This window comes from Streptomyces sp. NPDC087787, assembly GCF_044743035.1.
Lineage (GTDB): Bacteria > Actinomycetota > Actinomycetes > Streptomycetales > Streptomycetaceae > Streptomyces.
This window is the reverse complement of record NZ_JBIUVQ010000004.1, coordinates 306,744-321,700: the sequence shown is the minus strand read 5'-3', so window position 1 is coordinate 321,700 and position 14,957 is coordinate 306,744. Positions and strand designations below refer to the sequence as shown.

At 73.6% G+C, this 14,957-nt stretch carries 16 protein-coding genes; 10 read left to right on the top strand and 6 right to left on the bottom strand.

The features are described from left to right. Window positions 1-224: 224 nt before the first annotated feature. The 3 genes from ACIOWN_RS09375 to hmgA all read right to left on the bottom strand — a co-directional run bounded on the left by ACIOWN_RS09375 (window position 225) and on the right by hmgA (window position 3,574). Window positions 225-1,397: a type ISP restriction/modification enzyme gene (locus tag ACIOWN_RS09375; RefSeq protein ID WP_362346799.1), complete on the bottom strand. Its 1,173-nt coding sequence runs from the start codon at window positions 1,395-1,397 to the stop codon at window positions 225-227. Between the two features lie 26 nt (window positions 1,398-1,423). Beyond that, a complete protein-coding gene (locus ACIOWN_RS09370) occupies window positions 1,424-2,173 on the bottom strand; it encodes a GntR family transcriptional regulator (protein ID WP_362346801.1) in 750 nt (249 codons plus the stop codon). Window positions 2,174-2,263: 90 nt separating this feature from the next. Further along, complete coding sequence (gene hmgA / locus ACIOWN_RS09365; RefSeq protein WP_401981316.1) at window positions 2,264-3,574, bottom strand: homogentisate 1,2-dioxygenase; 1,311 nt, start codon at window positions 3,572-3,574, stop codon at window positions 2,264-2,266. A 141-nt stretch (window positions 3,575-3,715) separates the two neighbouring features. Here hmgA and ACIOWN_RS09360 point away from each other — a divergent pair, with 141 nt between their 5' ends. From ACIOWN_RS09360 to ACIOWN_RS09330, 7 genes are all read left to right on the top strand, one after another. Beyond that, the gene (locus ACIOWN_RS09360; RefSeq protein ID WP_401981314.1) at window positions 3,716-4,306 is read left to right on the top strand and encodes a hypothetical protein; all 591 of its coding nucleotides are present in this window, start codon (window positions 3,716-3,718) and stop codon (window positions 4,304-4,306) included. Window positions 4,307-4,313: 7 nt separating this feature from the next. Beyond that, a complete protein-coding gene (locus ACIOWN_RS09355) occupies window positions 4,314-4,931 on the top strand; it encodes a TetR/AcrR family transcriptional regulator (protein WP_362346806.1) in 618 nt (205 codons plus the stop codon). 177 nt (window positions 4,932-5,108) lie between these two features. Beyond that, window positions 5,109-5,819 carry a hypothetical protein gene (locus ACIOWN_RS09350; protein WP_362346808.1) on the top strand — a complete coding sequence of 237 codons (711 nt, stop codon included), beginning with the start codon at window positions 5,109-5,111 and terminating at the stop codon, window positions 5,817-5,819. Further along, a complete protein-coding gene (locus ACIOWN_RS09345) occupies window positions 5,806-6,624 on the top strand; it encodes a class F sortase (RefSeq protein WP_362346810.1) in 819 nt (272 codons plus the stop codon). Before ACIOWN_RS09350 ends, ACIOWN_RS09345 begins: the two co-directional genes overlap by 14 nt. 224 nt (window positions 6,625-6,848) lie before the next feature. After that, a complete protein-coding gene (locus ACIOWN_RS09340; protein WP_362346811.1) occupies window positions 6,849-8,225 on the top strand; it encodes an ABC transporter ATP-binding protein in 1,377 nt (458 codons plus the stop codon). Between the two features lie 148 nt (window positions 8,226-8,373). Then, window positions 8,374-9,762 (top strand): aldehyde dehydrogenase family protein, encoded by a 1,389-nt coding sequence (locus tag ACIOWN_RS09335; protein WP_362346813.1) that lies wholly within the window; start codon window positions 8,374-8,376, stop codon window positions 9,760-9,762. Between the two features lie 14 nt (window positions 9,763-9,776). After that, on the top strand, window positions 9,777-10,859 hold the full coding sequence (locus ACIOWN_RS09330; protein ID WP_362346815.1) for a Zn-dependent alcohol dehydrogenase: 1,083 nt from the start codon (window positions 9,777-9,779) through the stop codon (window positions 10,857-10,859). A 21-nt stretch (window positions 10,860-10,880) separates the two neighbouring features. Here the strand turns inward: ACIOWN_RS09330 and ACIOWN_RS09325 are convergent, their stop codons facing one another. Next, window positions 10,881-11,804 carry a DMT family transporter gene (locus ACIOWN_RS09325; protein ID WP_362347226.1) on the bottom strand — a complete coding sequence of 308 codons (924 nt, stop codon included), beginning with the start codon at window positions 11,802-11,804 and terminating at the stop codon, window positions 10,881-10,883. A 185-nt stretch (window positions 11,805-11,989) separates the two neighbouring features. Here ACIOWN_RS09325 and ACIOWN_RS09320 point away from each other — a divergent pair, with 185 nt between their 5' ends. Further along, window positions 11,990-12,277, top strand: coding sequence for a YiaA/YiaB family inner membrane protein (locus ACIOWN_RS09320; RefSeq protein WP_100567964.1), 288 nt, complete (start codon window positions 11,990-11,992; stop codon window positions 12,275-12,277). A gap of 99 nt (window positions 12,278-12,376) precedes the next feature. Next, window positions 12,377-13,021, top strand: coding sequence for a TetR/AcrR family transcriptional regulator (locus ACIOWN_RS09315; protein ID WP_362346817.1), 645 nt, complete (start codon window positions 12,377-12,379; stop codon window positions 13,019-13,021). Here the strand turns inward: ACIOWN_RS09315 and ACIOWN_RS09310 are convergent. Further along, window positions 13,018-13,479 (bottom strand): MaoC family dehydratase, encoded by a 462-nt coding sequence (locus ACIOWN_RS09310; RefSeq protein ID WP_362346818.1) that lies wholly within the window; start codon window positions 13,477-13,479, stop codon window positions 13,018-13,020. The two genes, ACIOWN_RS09315 and ACIOWN_RS09310, sit on opposite strands and share 4 nt — an antisense overlap. A gap of 111 nt (window positions 13,480-13,590) precedes the next feature. Here ACIOWN_RS09310 and soxR point away from each other — a divergent pair, with 111 nt between their 5' ends. Beyond that, window positions 13,591-14,067 (top strand): redox-sensitive transcriptional activator SoxR, encoded by a 477-nt coding sequence (gene soxR / locus ACIOWN_RS09305; RefSeq protein WP_362346820.1) that lies wholly within the window; start codon window positions 13,591-13,593, stop codon window positions 14,065-14,067. Window positions 14,068-14,274: 207 nt separating this feature from the next. On the opposite strand, the gene ACIOWN_RS09300 is transcribed toward soxR, so the two are convergent. Next, a complete protein-coding gene (locus ACIOWN_RS09300; protein ID WP_401981307.1) occupies window positions 14,275-14,877 on the bottom strand; it encodes a hypothetical protein in 603 nt (200 codons plus the stop codon). Window positions 14,878-14,957 lie beyond the last annotated feature (80 nt).

Genomic DNA, 14,957 nt, shown 5'->3' with positions numbered 1-14,957 from the left:
GCCCGGTCCCGCCCGGCAGCGTGATCGGGCGGCAGCACCGTCCTGAGCGGCCGACCGGCCTCCCCCACCTCCCCACCTCCCGCCACCGCTCCCGGGCAGGCGGTACACGACCCTCGGACGCGCGCAGGCGATGCCCGCGCCCTCCAGCCGGGCGCCATCTTGGCCCTGTACAACAACGTCCCCCCGCATGGGACGGGTTCGCGCCGCGCGGCTGAGGCGGCCCCTCAGAGCAGGGCGAACTGACCCTCCGGGCCCTCCTCGCGGTGATCGAGGACCGAGGCCGGGCGGCGGGCCGCAGCCGGTACCGGCAGGATTCCCGCGGAGCGCAGGCCGGTCGCGGTGATCGGCGCCGTCACCTCCAACGCCTCGAGCCGCGGCCGGAGTTCCGCCAGCAGGGCGAGGACCGTGATCAGCTCCAGCAGCTCGGACGTCCACGCCTGCGGCCAGGTCGCGGGCCGCACGGCCGCGAGAGTGCCCGGTTCGCCCTGGGCGGTCCGTGCGGCGAACCACCGCTCCAGGACCCGCTCCGAGCCGGCCTCGAAGTCCCAGGCCTGCGGCGGGACGGGGGAGACGCGGCCCTCGTCGAGGTGCAGGGTCTCCTCGTCGCGGTCGTAGCGCAGGGTCAGCGGACGTGCGGGCAGCGGGGCACGGACGTAGGGGCGGCGGCCGCCGGGGAGTTTGGGGCGCTCGCCGTCGCGGCGCATCAGCCACAGCGTCCTGCGGCCCAGTTCCACTCCGGCCGCCCAGGCCCCGGCGTCCCCGGTGAGCGGGACCACCGGGCCGTCCGGACCGGGGCGGGCCGCCGCGAGCGTCCAGGCGAGGACGTCCTCCGGGGTGGGGCGGTGCCCGAGGCGGGCGGCGAGGTGGTCCAGCAGGCCGGGCGCCAGGTTCGGTTCCGCCGCCGCCGGACGGCGGTACAGGGGCCGGACGCGGCCCGGGCGCAGGAGGGGGAGCAGGGACGTCGCCAGCAGGGGCGGTCCGGTGCCGGGCGTGGCGGCGGTCTCCGCCACGAAGACCTGGCGGGCGTCCGCCACCCGCCACAACTCGGGCCGGGCCGCGTCGATCAGACGGTGGTCGGGGATCAGCCACTGCTCGTCGAAGGGCGCCACGAGCACACGTGCCGGCTCCGGGCACGGCCCGGACGCGCGGATCAGCCTCTCGGTGCCGCCGGACCGGCCCGGCAGCTGCCCGACGGCCGTGTACGGCGTGCGCGAGCGCGTCGGCTCGAACAGGGCCTCCCGCTCGGGGCCCCGGGCCTTCAGCAGGGCCTCCCAGCGGGCTTTGAGGGAGCCCGCGTCGGGGGCCACCGGCCACCCCCGGCCCAGCCGCGGCGGTGCGACGGACCACGGCATGAGGTCGGCCAGCGGCGGAGCGTCGTCGTGCGTCACGCCGGGCATCGTACGACCTGGCACGGGCGGCCGGGTCAGGTGGCGTCGAGGGAGACCGTGAAGGAGAAACGGTCCCCCCGGTAGTGGATCACCGCCACGTCCAGCGGCCGCCCCGCCGTGTCGTAGGTGATCCCGGTGTAGTGCAGGATCGGGCTGAGCAGCGGGACGCGCAGCAGCCGCGCCGTCTCCGGATCGGCCAGCCGGGCCTCGACGGTGTCCGTGATCCGGCTGATGTCCGCGCCCGCCACGTCCCGCAGCACCTTGGTCATCGGCCACCGCACCAGATCCTCCGGCGCCATCCGGCGGGCCAGCTCCGGACGGACGTAGTTGCGGGCGTGGTTGGTCGGCTCACCCGTCTTCTCGTCGCCGCGCAGCCGGTGGTACGCCGCCACCTCGTCCAGACCGGGGAAGAACTCGGCGAGTTCGGCGGGCACCGGCTCCGTGCCGTGGGCCAGCAGCTCGGTGGTCATGCCGGACTGCTGGGCCACGATGGCGTCCACCGAGCCCAGCAGCCGCACCGGGGCGCCCCGCCGGGCACCGGGCTCGATGAACGTGCCGCGCCGCCGGTGCCGTGTGATCAGCCCCTCGTCCTCCAGCTCCTTCAGCGCCTGACGCATCGTCAGCACGCTCACCCCGTAGTGCCCGGCCAGTTGTTCCTCGGTGGGCAGGCGCAGCGGGTCCTGGGGCGAGCGGCCGAGGATCGAGGCACGCAGGGACTGCGACACCTGGTACCACAGCGGCAGCTTGCGGTTCAGCACGATCGAATCCGGAGCGAAGGAGGTCACGGGTCATCCGTACCGGTAGGTAATCGATCAAGGCAAGGGTCTTTCGTTCGGATCAGGCCCGCGAGCCCGGCATGATCCGAACGAAAGGCCCTAGGGGCGGAAGTTCCGCTCCAGCCCCTTCCAGACGTCGTCGTACCGCCGCTGAAGGTGCTCTGCCCCGGCCGCGTGGGGGGTGAGCGTCAGCGGCCAGCGCGTCTCGAACATGAACGCCAGCCCGTCGTCCACCTTCTGCGGCTTCAGCTCAGCCGCGCTCGCCCTGTCGAAGGTCTCCCGGTCCGGGCCGTGCGCCGACATCATGTTGTGCAGCGAGCCGCCGCCCGGCACGAAGCCCTCCGCCTTGGCGTCGTAGGCGCCCTCGATCAGGCCCATGTACTCGCTCATCACGTTCCGGTGGAAGTACGGCGGCCGGAAGGTGTCCTCGCCGACCAGCCAGCGCGGCGCGAAGACGACGAAGTCCACGCCGGCCAGGCCCGGGGTGTCGGAGGGCGAGGTCAGCACCGTGAAGATCGACGGGTCCGGGTGGTCGTACGAGATCGTGCCGATCACGTTGAAGCGGCGCAGGTCGTAGACGTACGGCACGAGGTTGCCGTGCCAGGCCACCACGTCGAGCGGGGAGTGGTCGTAGGTGGCGGTCCACAGGTTGCCGCAGAACTTGTTCACCACCTCCACCGGGCCCTCGGTGTCCTCGTAGGCGGCGACCGGCGCGCGGAAGTCCCGGGCGTTGGCCAGCCCGTTGGCGCCGATGGGGCCGAGGTCGGGGAGGCGGAAGGGGGCGCCGTAGTTCTCGCAGACGTAGCCGCGGGCGGTGGCGTCGAGCAGCTCCACCCGGAAGCGCACCCCGCGCGGGATGAGAGCCACCTCCCCCGGCTCGGCGCGCAGCAGTCCGAACTCGGTGCGCAGCAGCAGCCCGCCGCGCTCCGGCACGATCAGCAGCTCGCCGTCCGCGTCGCTGAAGACGCGCTCCATCGAGGAGTCGGCGTGGTAGAGGTGCACGGCCACGCCGGTGCGCTGCGTCACGTCGCCGTTGCCGCCCAGGGTCCACAGGCCGGCGAGGAAGTCCGTGCCGCGGGCGGGCTCCGGCCGCGGGTTCCAGCGCAGCCGGTTCGGGTCGGGCACCGTCTCGGTGAACGGCGCCGTGCGGATCGCGCCGTTGCCGGTCCGGGTGAACGCCGGGTGGGCGGCCGAGGGGCGGATCCGGTACAGCCACGAGCGGCGGTTGTGGGCCCTCGGCTCGGTGAACGCCGTACCGCTGAGCTGCTCCGCGTACAGCCCGAGCGGGGCGCGCTGCGGGGAGTTGCGGCCGTCGGGCAGCGCGCCTGGAACCGCCTCGGAACCGTGCTCGTTGCCGAACCCGGAGAGGTAGGTCAGTTTCTCGGCGGTGCTGCGTGCGTCCCCGCTCATGATCGCTCCCTTGCAACCTGATTCCTATGGAACACCGTAGGATTGCGTTTTCCGGGGCGCAAGACCCCCTACTCCGGGCGGAGGACGGAACCCGACTTCCGGGGGATCCGCCGGTCGGGCCGCTGCTCTACGCTCCCCGTCATGTCGTCGTGGACGCGGGGATCACTCGCTGCGCTCGCGGCCTCGGCCCTGCTCTTCGCCGGGCCGGCGGGCTGTGGACGGAAGGCTGGGCACGGGCAGGGGGACGAGAAGCCGGCCGAGCCCGTGGGCAAGCTGCTCGACCACACCGACGAGGAGGGCCGGCGCTACCGCGAGGTGGACCGGAAGACCGCTCCCGAGGTCCGTGTCGAGGTGCGGCCGGGGTCCGGCGGCGACTGGAACGTACGGCTGGCCGTGCGCCGCTTCCGCTTCTCCCCGGCCGGCACGCCGGCCCGCGCGACGGCCGGGCGCGGCCTCGCCCAGCTGCTGGTGGACGGCCGGCTCGTCGTCCGCCTGCGCGCCCCGGAGTACCGCCTCGCCGGCCGGCTCGTGCCCCACGGCACCCATCACGTCACCGTCCGCCTCCACGCCGACGACGGCACGGTCTGGGCGGTGGCCGGCGACCCGGTCCAGTCCACGGCCGACATCACGGCCGCGCCGCAGGACCAGGGCGTGTCGTCCCCGGCCGTGTCCTCGAAGCGTAGCGGGGCTGCCGGGAGGCGCGCTTCACCCGCTCGCCGGGGGAAGGCATGATGAAGCCGTGTCCGACCCCGCCCCGCTTCGCCGCGCGCCCGTCCAGCGGCGCAGTGCCGAACGGCTGACCCGGATCCTCGACGCCTGCGCCGACCTCCTCGACGAGGCCGGCTACGACGCGCTGACCACGCGGGCCGTCGCGGCGCGTGCCGGCGTGCCCATCGGCTCGGTCTACCGGTTCTTCGGCAACAAGCGGGCGATGGCGGACGCGCTGGCCCAGCGCAACCTCGACCGGTACACCGAGCGCGTCGCCGGGCGGCTGAAGAGGGCAGGGAAGGCGGGGAACTGCGGATGGAGTGCCGCCATGGACACCGTCCTCGACGAGTACCTGGCCATGAAGCGGACCGCCCCCGGGTTCTCCCTCGTCGACTTCGGCAACCAGATCCCCGTCGGTGTCCGCCACGCCGAACCCAACCACCGCGTCGCCGACCGGCTCGCCGAGCTCCTGGCCGGCTACCTGGGCCGCGTGCCGGACGACGACCTTCGCCGCACCTTCCTGATCGCCGTCGAGACCGCCGACACCCTGGTCCAACTCGCCTTCCGTGTCGACGCGCAGGGCGACGAGCGGATCATCGAGGAGATGCGGTGGATGCTGCGCGCCCACCTGGCGCGGGCGCTGGACTGACGCCGTTTCCCCCATGCCGTGAGGTGCCCGGCGGGGAGGGGCGGAACACGGTTGCTCCGGCCGGGCGAAAGCTGACGGCGCGTCGGGTGCGGGTCGCCTCGTGATGCGAGCGCATATGAAAGACAGTCAGTCGAAAGAACGATTTGTATGAAAATCGTCTGACTCGGAGGAACGCGCATGCCCACCCTGACAATCCCACGCACCTTCGGCTCCCGCGCCGTCGCCGTCGGTCTGACGGCCCTGACCGTGGCCGGTGCCACGTGGCTGGCGGCGCCGTCCGCCATGGCCCAGGGGGAAGCCGGCGACATCAAGATCCACAGGGTGGGCGTGCCCTTCGGTGTCTCGAAGGACGACCCCGTCGCCTGCCGGTTCTACCTGGACGCCGTCAACTTCGACGTCCTGCCCAACGTGACCTACACCATCCACGCGCAGCCACCGCTGCCCAACAGTGCCACCGTCACCGGCACCATCGCCCTGGGCGCCGGCGCCGGCCACACCGAGCCGCTGGGGCTCGCCGACGGGCAGTACAAGCTCTCCTGGACCATCGACGGTACCTCCAAGGAGAAGATCTTCCGCGTCAACTGCCGCGGGGACCACGGCCGGCGCGAAGGGGCGCAGGGGCCGGGCCGCCCGATCGAGGACCAGGGCCGCGGCCGCGACGACCGGGGCCGCGGTCACGAGGACCACGGGCGCGGCAACGAGGCGTCGGGCCCGATCCGCGACGACCGCGGCGGCCCGCGGGGCGGTGTCCAGGCGGGCGGCGGCGGCCTCGCCTCCTCGGTCGCGGCGTTCTCGCCGGTGACCGGGGCCGCGGCCGTCGGGCTGGTCGTGGTCAGCGGGGTCGTGTACACGCGGCTGGTCCGCCGGCGCCCGCATGGCGCCGCGTAGGCGCAGACGCAGGCCCTGGTACCGGACCCGTGCCTACCGCCTGGCCAGGACGACCGTGCTCGCGGTCGTCCTGGTCACGGCCGGGAACCGGTGCGGTGGACAGCACGACGGCACCGCGCCGGAGCGAGCCGCAGGGCCGGGCGCGGTGGCCCCGGCCCACCACCCGGGTCCTTCCGGCGCGGCCGCCGACGGCGCGGCCGGCGACGAGGCGAACGGCGGCAGGGCCGGCGACAGCGGCACGCACCGCGGCGGTGTCGGCACGGACGGTTCGAACGGCGACGGCCCGGCCCCCGGCAAGTCCCCCTCGCCACGGCCCGGTTCTCCCTCCCCGCGCCCGCCCGCGCCGCTGCCCCGCTCTCCCGCGACCACCCTGCGCATCCCCTCCCTCGGCGTCGACGCGCCGATCATCCGGGTCGGCCTCGACGGCGACCGGGAGCTGAAGACGCCACCGGTCGACAGGCCCAAGCTCGTCGGCTGGTACGACGGCGGTCCCACACCCGGGGAGCCCGGCACGGCGGTCGCGGTCGGGCACCGCGACACCAGGACCGGCGCCGCCGTCTTCGCCGGACTCGGCCGGCTCGGTCCGGGCCACCGCATCGAGGTCCGGCGCCAGGACGGCCGCACCGCCGTCTACACCGTCGACAAGGTACGGGTCTTCGACAAGGCCCGTTTCCCGGACAAGGAGGTGTACGCCACGTCCCGCCGCCCCGAACTCCGCGTGATCACCTGCGGCGGCCTCTACACCCACAGAACCGGCTACTCCAGCAACGTCGTCGTCTTCGCCCACCTGACGTCGACGACCTGACACCGCGCGGCACGGCGGGCGGGTGGCCCACGACCGGCCGCCCGCCCTTGAACATGATCGTCCGGTTTCTCGCCTGGCGGACGCCGGCTTCCGATCCTGCCCGTTCTCTTCCCCCCGGCGCGCACCGTCCGTTAACTTCCGTGACTCATACGCCCCGTACGACCCGCACGAGGCGTTCGACCCGCGGAGCCTCAGTGCTCTGGTGAGTCCCGGGGGAATGCCTCATGACACGCGCCATCTCTCTGCACGACGTGAGCAAGACCTACGCCAAGGGCGTCCGCGTGGTGGACCGCCTCTCGCTCGACATCGCGCCCGGCGAGTTCCTGGTGCTGCTCGGGCCGTCCGGCTGCGGGAAGTCCACCGTGCTCAGGATGATCGCCGGACTGGAGGAGATCACCGAGGGGCAGTTGCTGCTCGACGGCGAGTACGGCAACGAACTGCCGCCCTCCGGCCGGGACATGGCGATGGTCTTCCAGAACTTCGCGCTCTATCCGAACATGACCAGCCGCGACAACATCGGCTTCCCGCTGCGCATCGAGTCGCCCGGCACGGACCCCGCCCGCCGTGTCGACGCCACCGCCCGGATGCTGGGCATCGAGGACCTCATGGACCGCTTCCCCAGCCAGCTCTCCGGCGGCGAACGGCAGCGCGTCGCCATGGGGCGCGCGATCTCCCGGCACCCCTCCGCCTTCCTGATGGACGAGCCGCTGTCCAACCTCGACGCCAAGCTCCGCAACCACCTGCGCGCCGAGATATCCAAGCTGACCCGGGAGTTGGGTGTCACCACGGTCTACGTCACCCACGACCAGTCCGAGGCCATGTCCCTGGGCGACCGGGTCGCCGTCCTGCGCGGCGGCGTCCTCCAGCAGGTGGACACCCCGCGCGCGGTCTACGCCCTGCCCCGCAACGTCTTCGTGGCCGCCTTCATCGGCACCCCGCGCATCAACCTGCTGCGCGGCCTGATCCGCGCCCCGCTCGACGGCGCCATGACCATCAGCCTGGGCAAGCAGTTCCTGCGCCTGCCCGAACCCCTGTCCCTGGACCATCAGTTGCTGCGCGTTCAGCAGGGCCGCGAGGTGATCGTGGGGCTGCGCTCGGAGGCCGTCCGGATCGCCCCCAAGTTCTCGGCCTCCTCCCGGCGGCCGGGAGTTCCCGCGCCCGCCGCCCGGCCCGGGGAAGTGGCGATCACCGGGCTGGTGGAGCACATGGAGTTCCAGGGCCACGAGGTCCTCGTCCACTTCAACACCGGCTCCCGCCCAGCCGTCGTACCGGACCTGGAGGCCCCGCGCCCCACCCGGCGCCCGACCCGGCGGCGCCGGCGCGAGGGCACGGTCCTGAACCGGCTGCGGGGCCGGGCGGGCGCCCTGCGCGCGGGCCCCGTGGTGGTGCTGGACCACCCCTCGGGACCCGAGCCGGATCCGGTCGCCGCGCCCGACCCGCGCCTGCCGGGCGACCTGGTCGTGCGGACCACGCCGGACATCGAGCTGCGGCACGGCATGCAGGTGCCGCTCCTGGTCGACCTCGCCCGCCTGTTCGTCTTCGACCAGCGCGGCGAGCGCATCTGCCCGGCCCCGGACCGCCTGCCCGACCTGGAGGAGTGAAGCGCCCCGGCGGGCCGTGGGCCGGCCGGGGGGAGGGGCGGGCCGCGCGGCAGAGCTGCCGGCGCTGGTTTATGGACCGTCACCAGCTTGTCCGCGACAGTGATCACGCGGACGAGACCGACGACGGCCCCCGCCCCGGAGGAGCACGATGAAGGCAGACGACGGCATGTACATCGAGGGCGCCTGGCGTCCCGCCGCGGGCCGTGACGTCATCGAGGTGGTGAACCCGGCCGACGAGCAGGTGATCGGCACCGTGCCCGCGGGCACCGCCGAGGACGTCGACGCGGCCGTACGGGCGGCCCGCGCCGCACTGCCCGGCTGGTCCGCGACCGCGCCCGCCGGGCGGGCCGCCCGGCTGGGCGCCCTGCGGGACGTGCTGGCGGCCCGCGAGGAGGAGATCGCCGAGACCGTTACCGCCGAACTCGGCTCGCCGCTCGCCTTCTCCCGGACGGTCCACGTGGGCATGCCGATCGCGGTCGCCGGCTTCTACGCCGAGCTCGCGGCGACGTACGCCTTCGAGGAGAAGGCCGGCAACTCCACCGTGTTCCACGAGCCCATCGGCGTGGTCGGGGCGATCACCCCCTGGAACTACCCGCTGCACCAGATCGTCGCCAAGGCCGCCCCCGCGCTGGCCGCCGGCTGCACCGTCGTCCTCAAGCCCGCCGAGGACACCCCGCTCACCGCCCGGCTGTTCGCCGGGGCGATCGACGAGGCCGGGTTCCCGGCGGGCGTGTTCAACCTGGTCACCGGGGCCGGCCCGGTCGCCGGACAGGCGCTCGCCGAGCACCCGGACGTGGACCTGGTCTCCTTCACCGGCTCCACCGCCGTCGGCAGGCGGATCGGCGCGATCGCGGGCGGCGCCGTCAAGAAGGTCGCCCTGGAACTGGGCGGCAAGTCCGCCAACGTCATCCTGCCGGGCGCCGACCTCGCCAGGGCGGTGAACGTCGGCGTCGCCAACGTCATGTCCAACTCCGGCCAGACGTGCAGCGCCTGGACCCGCATGCTGGTCCACCGCGACCGGTACGAGGAGGCGGTCGAACTGGCCGCGACGGCCGCCGCCAAGTACGGCGAGCGCATCGGCCCCGTGGTGAACGCCGAGCAGCGTGCGCGTGTGCGCGGTTACATCGAGCAGGGTGTCGCCGAGGGCGCCCGCCTGGTCGCGGGCGGCCCCGAATCCCCGCGCGAACGGGGCTACTTCGTCAGCCCCACCGTCCTCGCCGACGTCACCCCCGGCATGACCGTCGCCCAGGAGGAGATCTTCGGCCCGGTGCTCACGATCCTCCGCTACGACGACGTGGAGGACGCCCTGCGCATCGCCAACGGCACGGTCTACGGCCTCGCCGGTGCCGTCTGGGCGGCCGACGAGACGGAGGCGGTGGCCTTCGCCCGCCGCATGGACACCGGCCAGGTCGACATCAACGGCGGCCGTTTCAACCCCCTCGCCCCCTTCGGCGGCTACAAGCAGTCCGGCGTGGGCCGCGAACTCGGCACACACGGACTCACCGAATACATCCAGACCAAGTCCCTCCAGTTCTAAGGGAGTCACGTCCCATGGCCGTACGTGCCGCCGTTCTGCCCGCCGTCGGGTCTCCGCTGGAGGTCACCGGGATCGAGTTGCCGGAGCCCGGGCCGGGCCGGGTCCGGGTGCGGCTCGCCGCCGCCGGGGTCTGCCACTCCGATCTGTCGCTGACCAACGGCACCCTGCGGGTTCCGGTGCCCGCCGTCCTCGGGCACGAGGGCGCGGGGACCGTCGTCGCGGTCGGCGAGGGCGTCACCCAGGTCGCACCGGGCGACGCGGTGGTGCTCAACTGGGCCCCCTCCTGCGGGAAATGCCACCCCTGCTCGCTCGGCGAGGTCTGGCTGTGCGCCAACGCGATGAACGGCGCCGCCGACGTCCACGCCCGCACCGCCGACGGCACCGAACTGCACCCCGGCCTGAACGTCGCCGCCTTCGCCGAGGAGACGGTGGTCGCCGCCTCCTGCGTGCTGCCCCTCCCGGACGGCGTCCCGCTCACCGACGCCGCGCTCCTCGGCTGCGCCGTCCTCACCGGCTACGGCGCCGTCCACCACGCCGCGAAGGTGCGCCCCGGCGAGACGGTCGCCGTGTTCGGCGCCGGCGGAGTGGGCCTCGCCACCCTCCAGGCCGCCCGGATCGCGGGCGCCGAGCGGATCGTCGCCGTGGACGTCTCCCCGGACAAGGAGGAACTCGCCCGCCGGGCGGGCGCCACGGACTTCCTCACGGCCACGGCGGACACACCCCGCGAGATCCGCGCCCTCACCGGGAAACAGGGCGTCGACGCCGCCGTGGAGTGCGTGGGGCGCGCGGTCACCATCCGCGCCGCCTGGGAGTCCACCCGCCGCGGCGGCCGCACCACGGTCGTCGGCATCGGCGGCAAGGACGAGCAGGTCACCTTCAACGCGCTGGAACTGTTCCACTGGGGCCGCACCCTGACCGGCTGCGTCTACGGCAACGCGGACCCGGCCAGGGACCTGCCCGTGCTCGCCGAGCACGTCCGCACCGGCCGGCTGGACCTGACCACCCTGGTCACCGACCGGATCTCCCTGGACGACATCCCGGCCGCCTTCGAGAACATGCTGGCCGGCAAGGGTGGCCGGGCGCTGGTGATGTTCTGAGACCCACGGCGCGGGCCCGGATCAGGGCACGCGTTCCGGACGGGGCTCCTCACGCGCCGTGCGGGAGGTCCGGCGGGGCGGGCGGGAGCGGGAGACCGCCACTCCGGCCAGGCACAGGGCCCCGCCCACCAGGGTCACCGCCCCCGGCACCTCACCCAGCGCCAGCCACGACATCAGCACGACCAGGGCCGGTACGGCGTACGTCGTCGCGCCCATCCGGCTCGCGGTCGTGCGGGACAGCGCGTAGGCCCAGGTCGTGAAGGCGAGCGCGGTCGGGAACACACCCAGGTAGACCATGTTGAGCGTGGCCGGCAGCGGGGCACGGGCGGCCTCGTGGAGCAGTTGGCCGGTGAAGGGGAGACAGACGACCGCGCCGACCAGGCACCCGAACGTCGTCACCTGCAACGCGCTCGCCCGGCCCAGCGCCGGCTTCTGGGCGACGACCCCGGAGGCGTACGCGACCGCCGCCAACAGGCACAGCACCACGCCGAACACCGAGGAGCCGCCCCCGCCCGACATCGACAGGCCCACGGTCACCGCACCCGCGAACGACACCGCCATGCCCGCCAGCAGGCGCGGCGGCATCGGATCACCCAGCAGCCGCGCCCCGAGCAGCGCGATCAGCAGCGGGCCGACATTGACCACCAGGGCCGCGGTACCGGCGTCGACCTGCTGCTCGCCCCAGTTCAGGACCACCATGTAGAAGCCGAACCACAGCAGCCCGGATATCGCGATCCCGCGCCAGGCCGCCCGCGGCGGCCACCCCTCCCGCCGCACCAGGCAGATCGCGCCCAGCGTCAGGGCACCGGCCAGCAGCCGGCCGAGGGCGAGCGCGCCCGGCGAGTACGCGGCACCCGCGCTGCGGATGGAGACGAAGGCGGAGGCCCACAGCACCACGGTGACCGTGGCGGCCGCGGCGGCCGCGCGGGACGGGGAGACGTTCATCATGTTTCCTGAGGCTAGGCGGGCGGGGCAGGGCGGGGCTGGCGGATTTCGGACGGCCAGGGCGGGTCGGCGGCGTGTTCTCAGTGGTGCGCACTCGACGGTCCGGCGCCGCCCGGAGTTCTGAGTATGCGAGCTGAGTATTCCGACGGATGCGGCGGCGGGCCCGTGGGACGACGCTGGTCGCCATGAGTGACACACCGGTCAAGCAGCAGAACACAGCGGCCTTCTACGGGCAGTCGGTCGCCTCGTTCGCCATCGCCATGGCGGCCACCACCATCGGCATCTTCAGGCTGAACGCCGACGCCTGGGTGCGCGCCTTCCTCGCCATCGCCGTCCTGTACCTTGTCACCTCCGCCTTCACCCTGGCCAAGGTGATCAGGGACCGCCAGGAGGCCGGCCGGATCGTCAGCCGGGTCGACCAGGCCCGGCTGGAAAAGCTGCTCTCCGAACACGATCCGTTCGAGAAGCTGTGACGCCACGGGCCGCCGCACACGACCGCCCACAAGGCTAAGCGAGCGCTCACCCTCGGCGGTATGGTGGACCCCCTGACGCGAAAGAGGGGCGAGCGAGCGATGACTACGGCGGAGGAGACGGCCGGCGGCGACCCGCAGCCGTGGGGCGAGGTCACCCCGGACGCGGCCCGGCGGCTGCTCGTGGCCGCCGTGGAGGCCTTCGCCGAACGCGGCTACCACGCGACGACGACCCGCGACATCGCGGGCCGGGCCGGAATGAGCCCGGCCGCCCTCTACATCCACTACCGGACCAAGGAAGAACTGCTCCACCGCATCAGCCGGATCGGCCACGAGAAGGCACTGGAGATCCTGCGCGCGGCCGCCCGGCGCGAGGGCGACGCGACCGAGCGGCTCGCCGACGCCGTGAGTTCCTTCGTGCGCTGGCACGCGGGCGGACGCACCACGGCCCGGGTCGTGCAGTACGAGCTGGACTCGCTCGGCCCGGACGCCCGTGCGGAGATCCTCGCCCTGCGCCGCCAGGTCGACGCCGAGGTGCGCGGGATCATCGAGGACGGCGTCGCCTCGGGCGAGTTCGACGTGCTGGACGTGCGCGGCACCACGCTGGCCGTGCTCTCCCTGTGCATCGACGTCGCCCGCTGGTTCAACGTCGACGGCCCCCGCACGCCCGAGGAGGTCGGCGCGCTCTACGCCGACCTCGTGCTGCGGATGGTCGGGGCCGGACAGCACCGCCCCGAGAGGCCCTAGAGGTAGTACCGCACCACCGACTCGGCCACGCACACCGGCTTGTCGCCGCCCTCGCGCTCCACGGTGAAGGCGACGGTCACCTGCGCCCCGCCCGGCACCTCGTCCACGCCCGTGATCACGGCGGTGGACCGCAGCCGTGAGCCGACCGGGACGGGGGCGGGGAAACGGACCTTGTTGGTGCCGTAGTTGACGCCCATCCGCACGCCCCGCACCTCGATCAGCTGCGGCCCGAAGACCGGGAGCAGCGACAGGGTCAGATAGCCATGGGCGATGGTGGTGCCGAAGGGGCCCGCGGCGGCCCTCTCCGGGTCCACGTGGATCCACTGGTGGTCGCCGGTCGCGTCGGCGAAGAGGTCGATCCGCTTCTGGTCGATCTCCAGCCAGTCGGTGTACCCGAGCGGCTCGCCCACCGCGGCCCTGAGTTCCTCGGGGGACGTGAAGATCCTCGGCTCCGCCATGTGTCCGGCCTCCCGCCTCGCGGATGAAGTCTAAGCAACTGCTTAGCATGGTCGGATGAGGGGCCCCTGTCAACGGACCGGGCGGGTGGCGCGGTCGGTAGGCTCTGAGAGGTGCCCCAGCTTCCCGAGAAGATCCACGAGCTGACCGTCGGCCAGGTGGCGGCGCGCAGCGGCGCGGCCGTCTCAGCGCTGCACTTCTACGAGTCCAAGGGCCTGATCAGCAGTCGCCGCACATCGGGCAACCAGCGCCGCTACTCCCGCGACACGCTGCGCCGGGTCGCCTTCGTCCGGGCGGCGCAGCGCGTGGGCATCCCGCTCGCCACTATCCGTGAGGCGCTCGCCCGGCTTCCCGAGGAGCGCACGCCCACGCGGGAGGACTGGGCCCGCCTCTCCGAGGCCTGGCGCTCCGAGCTCGACGAGCGCATCAGGCAGCTCAACCGGCTGCGCGACCACCTCACCGACTGCATCGGCTGCGGCTGCCTGTCCCTGGACACCTGTGTGCTGTCCAACCCGGACGACGTCTTCGGCGAACGCCTGACGGGCTCGCGTCTCATGGCGGAGCGGGGGAGCGGCCCCGGCCACGCGTAGGCCGCTCGCGCGGAACCGGCCGCCGTCGCACCGGACCCCTCGGGCTGTCCCACGGAATGCGCCGTCCGCCGCCCCGCGAGGCGCGCCGATCCGCACGGTGCCGGCGCCCGGCGGTCCCCCCGGCCGCCGGGCGGCCGGGTTCCGAGGCATCCCCGTCAGCCGCCCGGCGGGACCGGCGCGCCTTGCCTCAAGCGCCCGCCGTCGTGGTCAGGCGGACATCAACAGCCGCCCCCGCCTGGCGTACGCCAGGGCCTCGGGGTCGAGAACGGGCAGCGGGACCAGGATCCCGCAGTCCGCGCAGACCGGCCCGGACGACGGCTCGTGGTCCAGGTCGTGGGACCAGCCGAGCCGCTCCCCGCCGCACACCGGGCACGACGCGCCCGGTTCGCGCTCCAGCGCGGCGATCAGCCGGCGCAGCACCTCGGCCAGCGGTTCGCGCGGGTGCACCCGCGGGTCGTCGCACCAGGCGACCCCGAATCCGCCCCAGGTCATCCGGTGCCAGTCGTCCACGCTGCCCGGCCTGCGCAGCCCGTCGTGCTTCTCCTGCTTGCGGCGCCTGGCGAACCCGGCCTCGTAGTCGAGCCACACCGAACGCGCTTCTTCCAGTTCGTCCAGTGCGGCCACGAGCCGCACCGGATCGGGGGACCTGTCCTCGGGGCCGAACCCGGCCCGCGAGCACAGATGGTCCCAGGTCGCCCTGTGCCCATAGGGAGCGAACCGCTCGAGGCACTTGCGCAGCGAGTAACGCCGCAGCGCCAGATCGCACCGCGGGTCCCTCACCTGTCTCGCCAGACTCCGGAAACCGGCCATCGCCCTGCACCTCCGTCACACCTGCATCCGCACTTCGGTCACTGCGGCGTCGTACGGAGCCGTCACGACGGCTCCGCCGG

What these genes read in the sequence shown, in the direction of transcription:
- ACIOWN_RS09375 (WP_362346799.1), bottom strand. Translation starts at nt 1,397, where the DNA reads ATGCCCGGCGTGACGCACGACGACGCTCCGCCGCTGGCCGACCTCATG.
- hmgA (WP_401981316.1), bottom strand. Translation starts at nt 3,574, where the DNA reads ATGAGCGGGGACGCACGCAGCACCGCCGAGAAACTGACCTACCTCTCC.
- ACIOWN_RS09360 (WP_401981314.1), top strand. Translation starts at nt 3,716, where the DNA reads ATGTCGTCGTGGACGCGGGGATCACTCGCTGCGCTCGCGGCCTCGGCC.
- ACIOWN_RS09350 (WP_362346808.1), top strand. Translation starts at nt 5,109, where the DNA reads ATGCCCACCCTGACAATCCCACGCACCTTCGGCTCCCGCGCCGTCGCC.
- ACIOWN_RS09345 (WP_362346810.1), top strand. Translation starts at nt 5,806, where the DNA reads ATGGCGCCGCGTAGGCGCAGACGCAGGCCCTGGTACCGGACCCGTGCC.
- ACIOWN_RS09340 (WP_362346811.1), top strand. Translation starts at nt 6,849, where the DNA reads ATGACACGCGCCATCTCTCTGCACGACGTGAGCAAGACCTACGCCAAG.
- ACIOWN_RS09335 (WP_362346813.1), top strand. Translation starts at nt 8,374, where the DNA reads ATGAAGGCAGACGACGGCATGTACATCGAGGGCGCCTGGCGTCCCGCC.
- ACIOWN_RS09330 (WP_362346815.1), top strand. Translation starts at nt 9,777, where the DNA reads ATGGCCGTACGTGCCGCCGTTCTGCCCGCCGTCGGGTCTCCGCTGGAG.
- ACIOWN_RS09325 (WP_362347226.1), bottom strand. Translation starts at nt 11,804, where the DNA reads ATGAACGTCTCCCCGTCCCGCGCGGCCGCCGCGGCCGCCACGGTCACC.
- ACIOWN_RS09320 (WP_100567964.1), top strand. Translation starts at nt 11,990, where the DNA reads ATGAGTGACACACCGGTCAAGCAGCAGAACACAGCGGCCTTCTACGGG.
- ACIOWN_RS09315 (WP_362346817.1), top strand. Translation starts at nt 12,377, where the DNA reads ATGACTACGGCGGAGGAGACGGCCGGCGGCGACCCGCAGCCGTGGGGC.
- ACIOWN_RS09310 (WP_362346818.1), bottom strand. Translation starts at nt 13,479, where the DNA reads ATGGCGGAGCCGAGGATCTTCACGTCCCCCGAGGAACTCAGGGCCGCG.
- ACIOWN_RS09300 (WP_401981307.1), bottom strand. Translation starts at nt 14,877, where the DNA reads ATGGCCGGTTTCCGGAGTCTGGCGAGACAGGTGAGGGACCCGCGGTGC.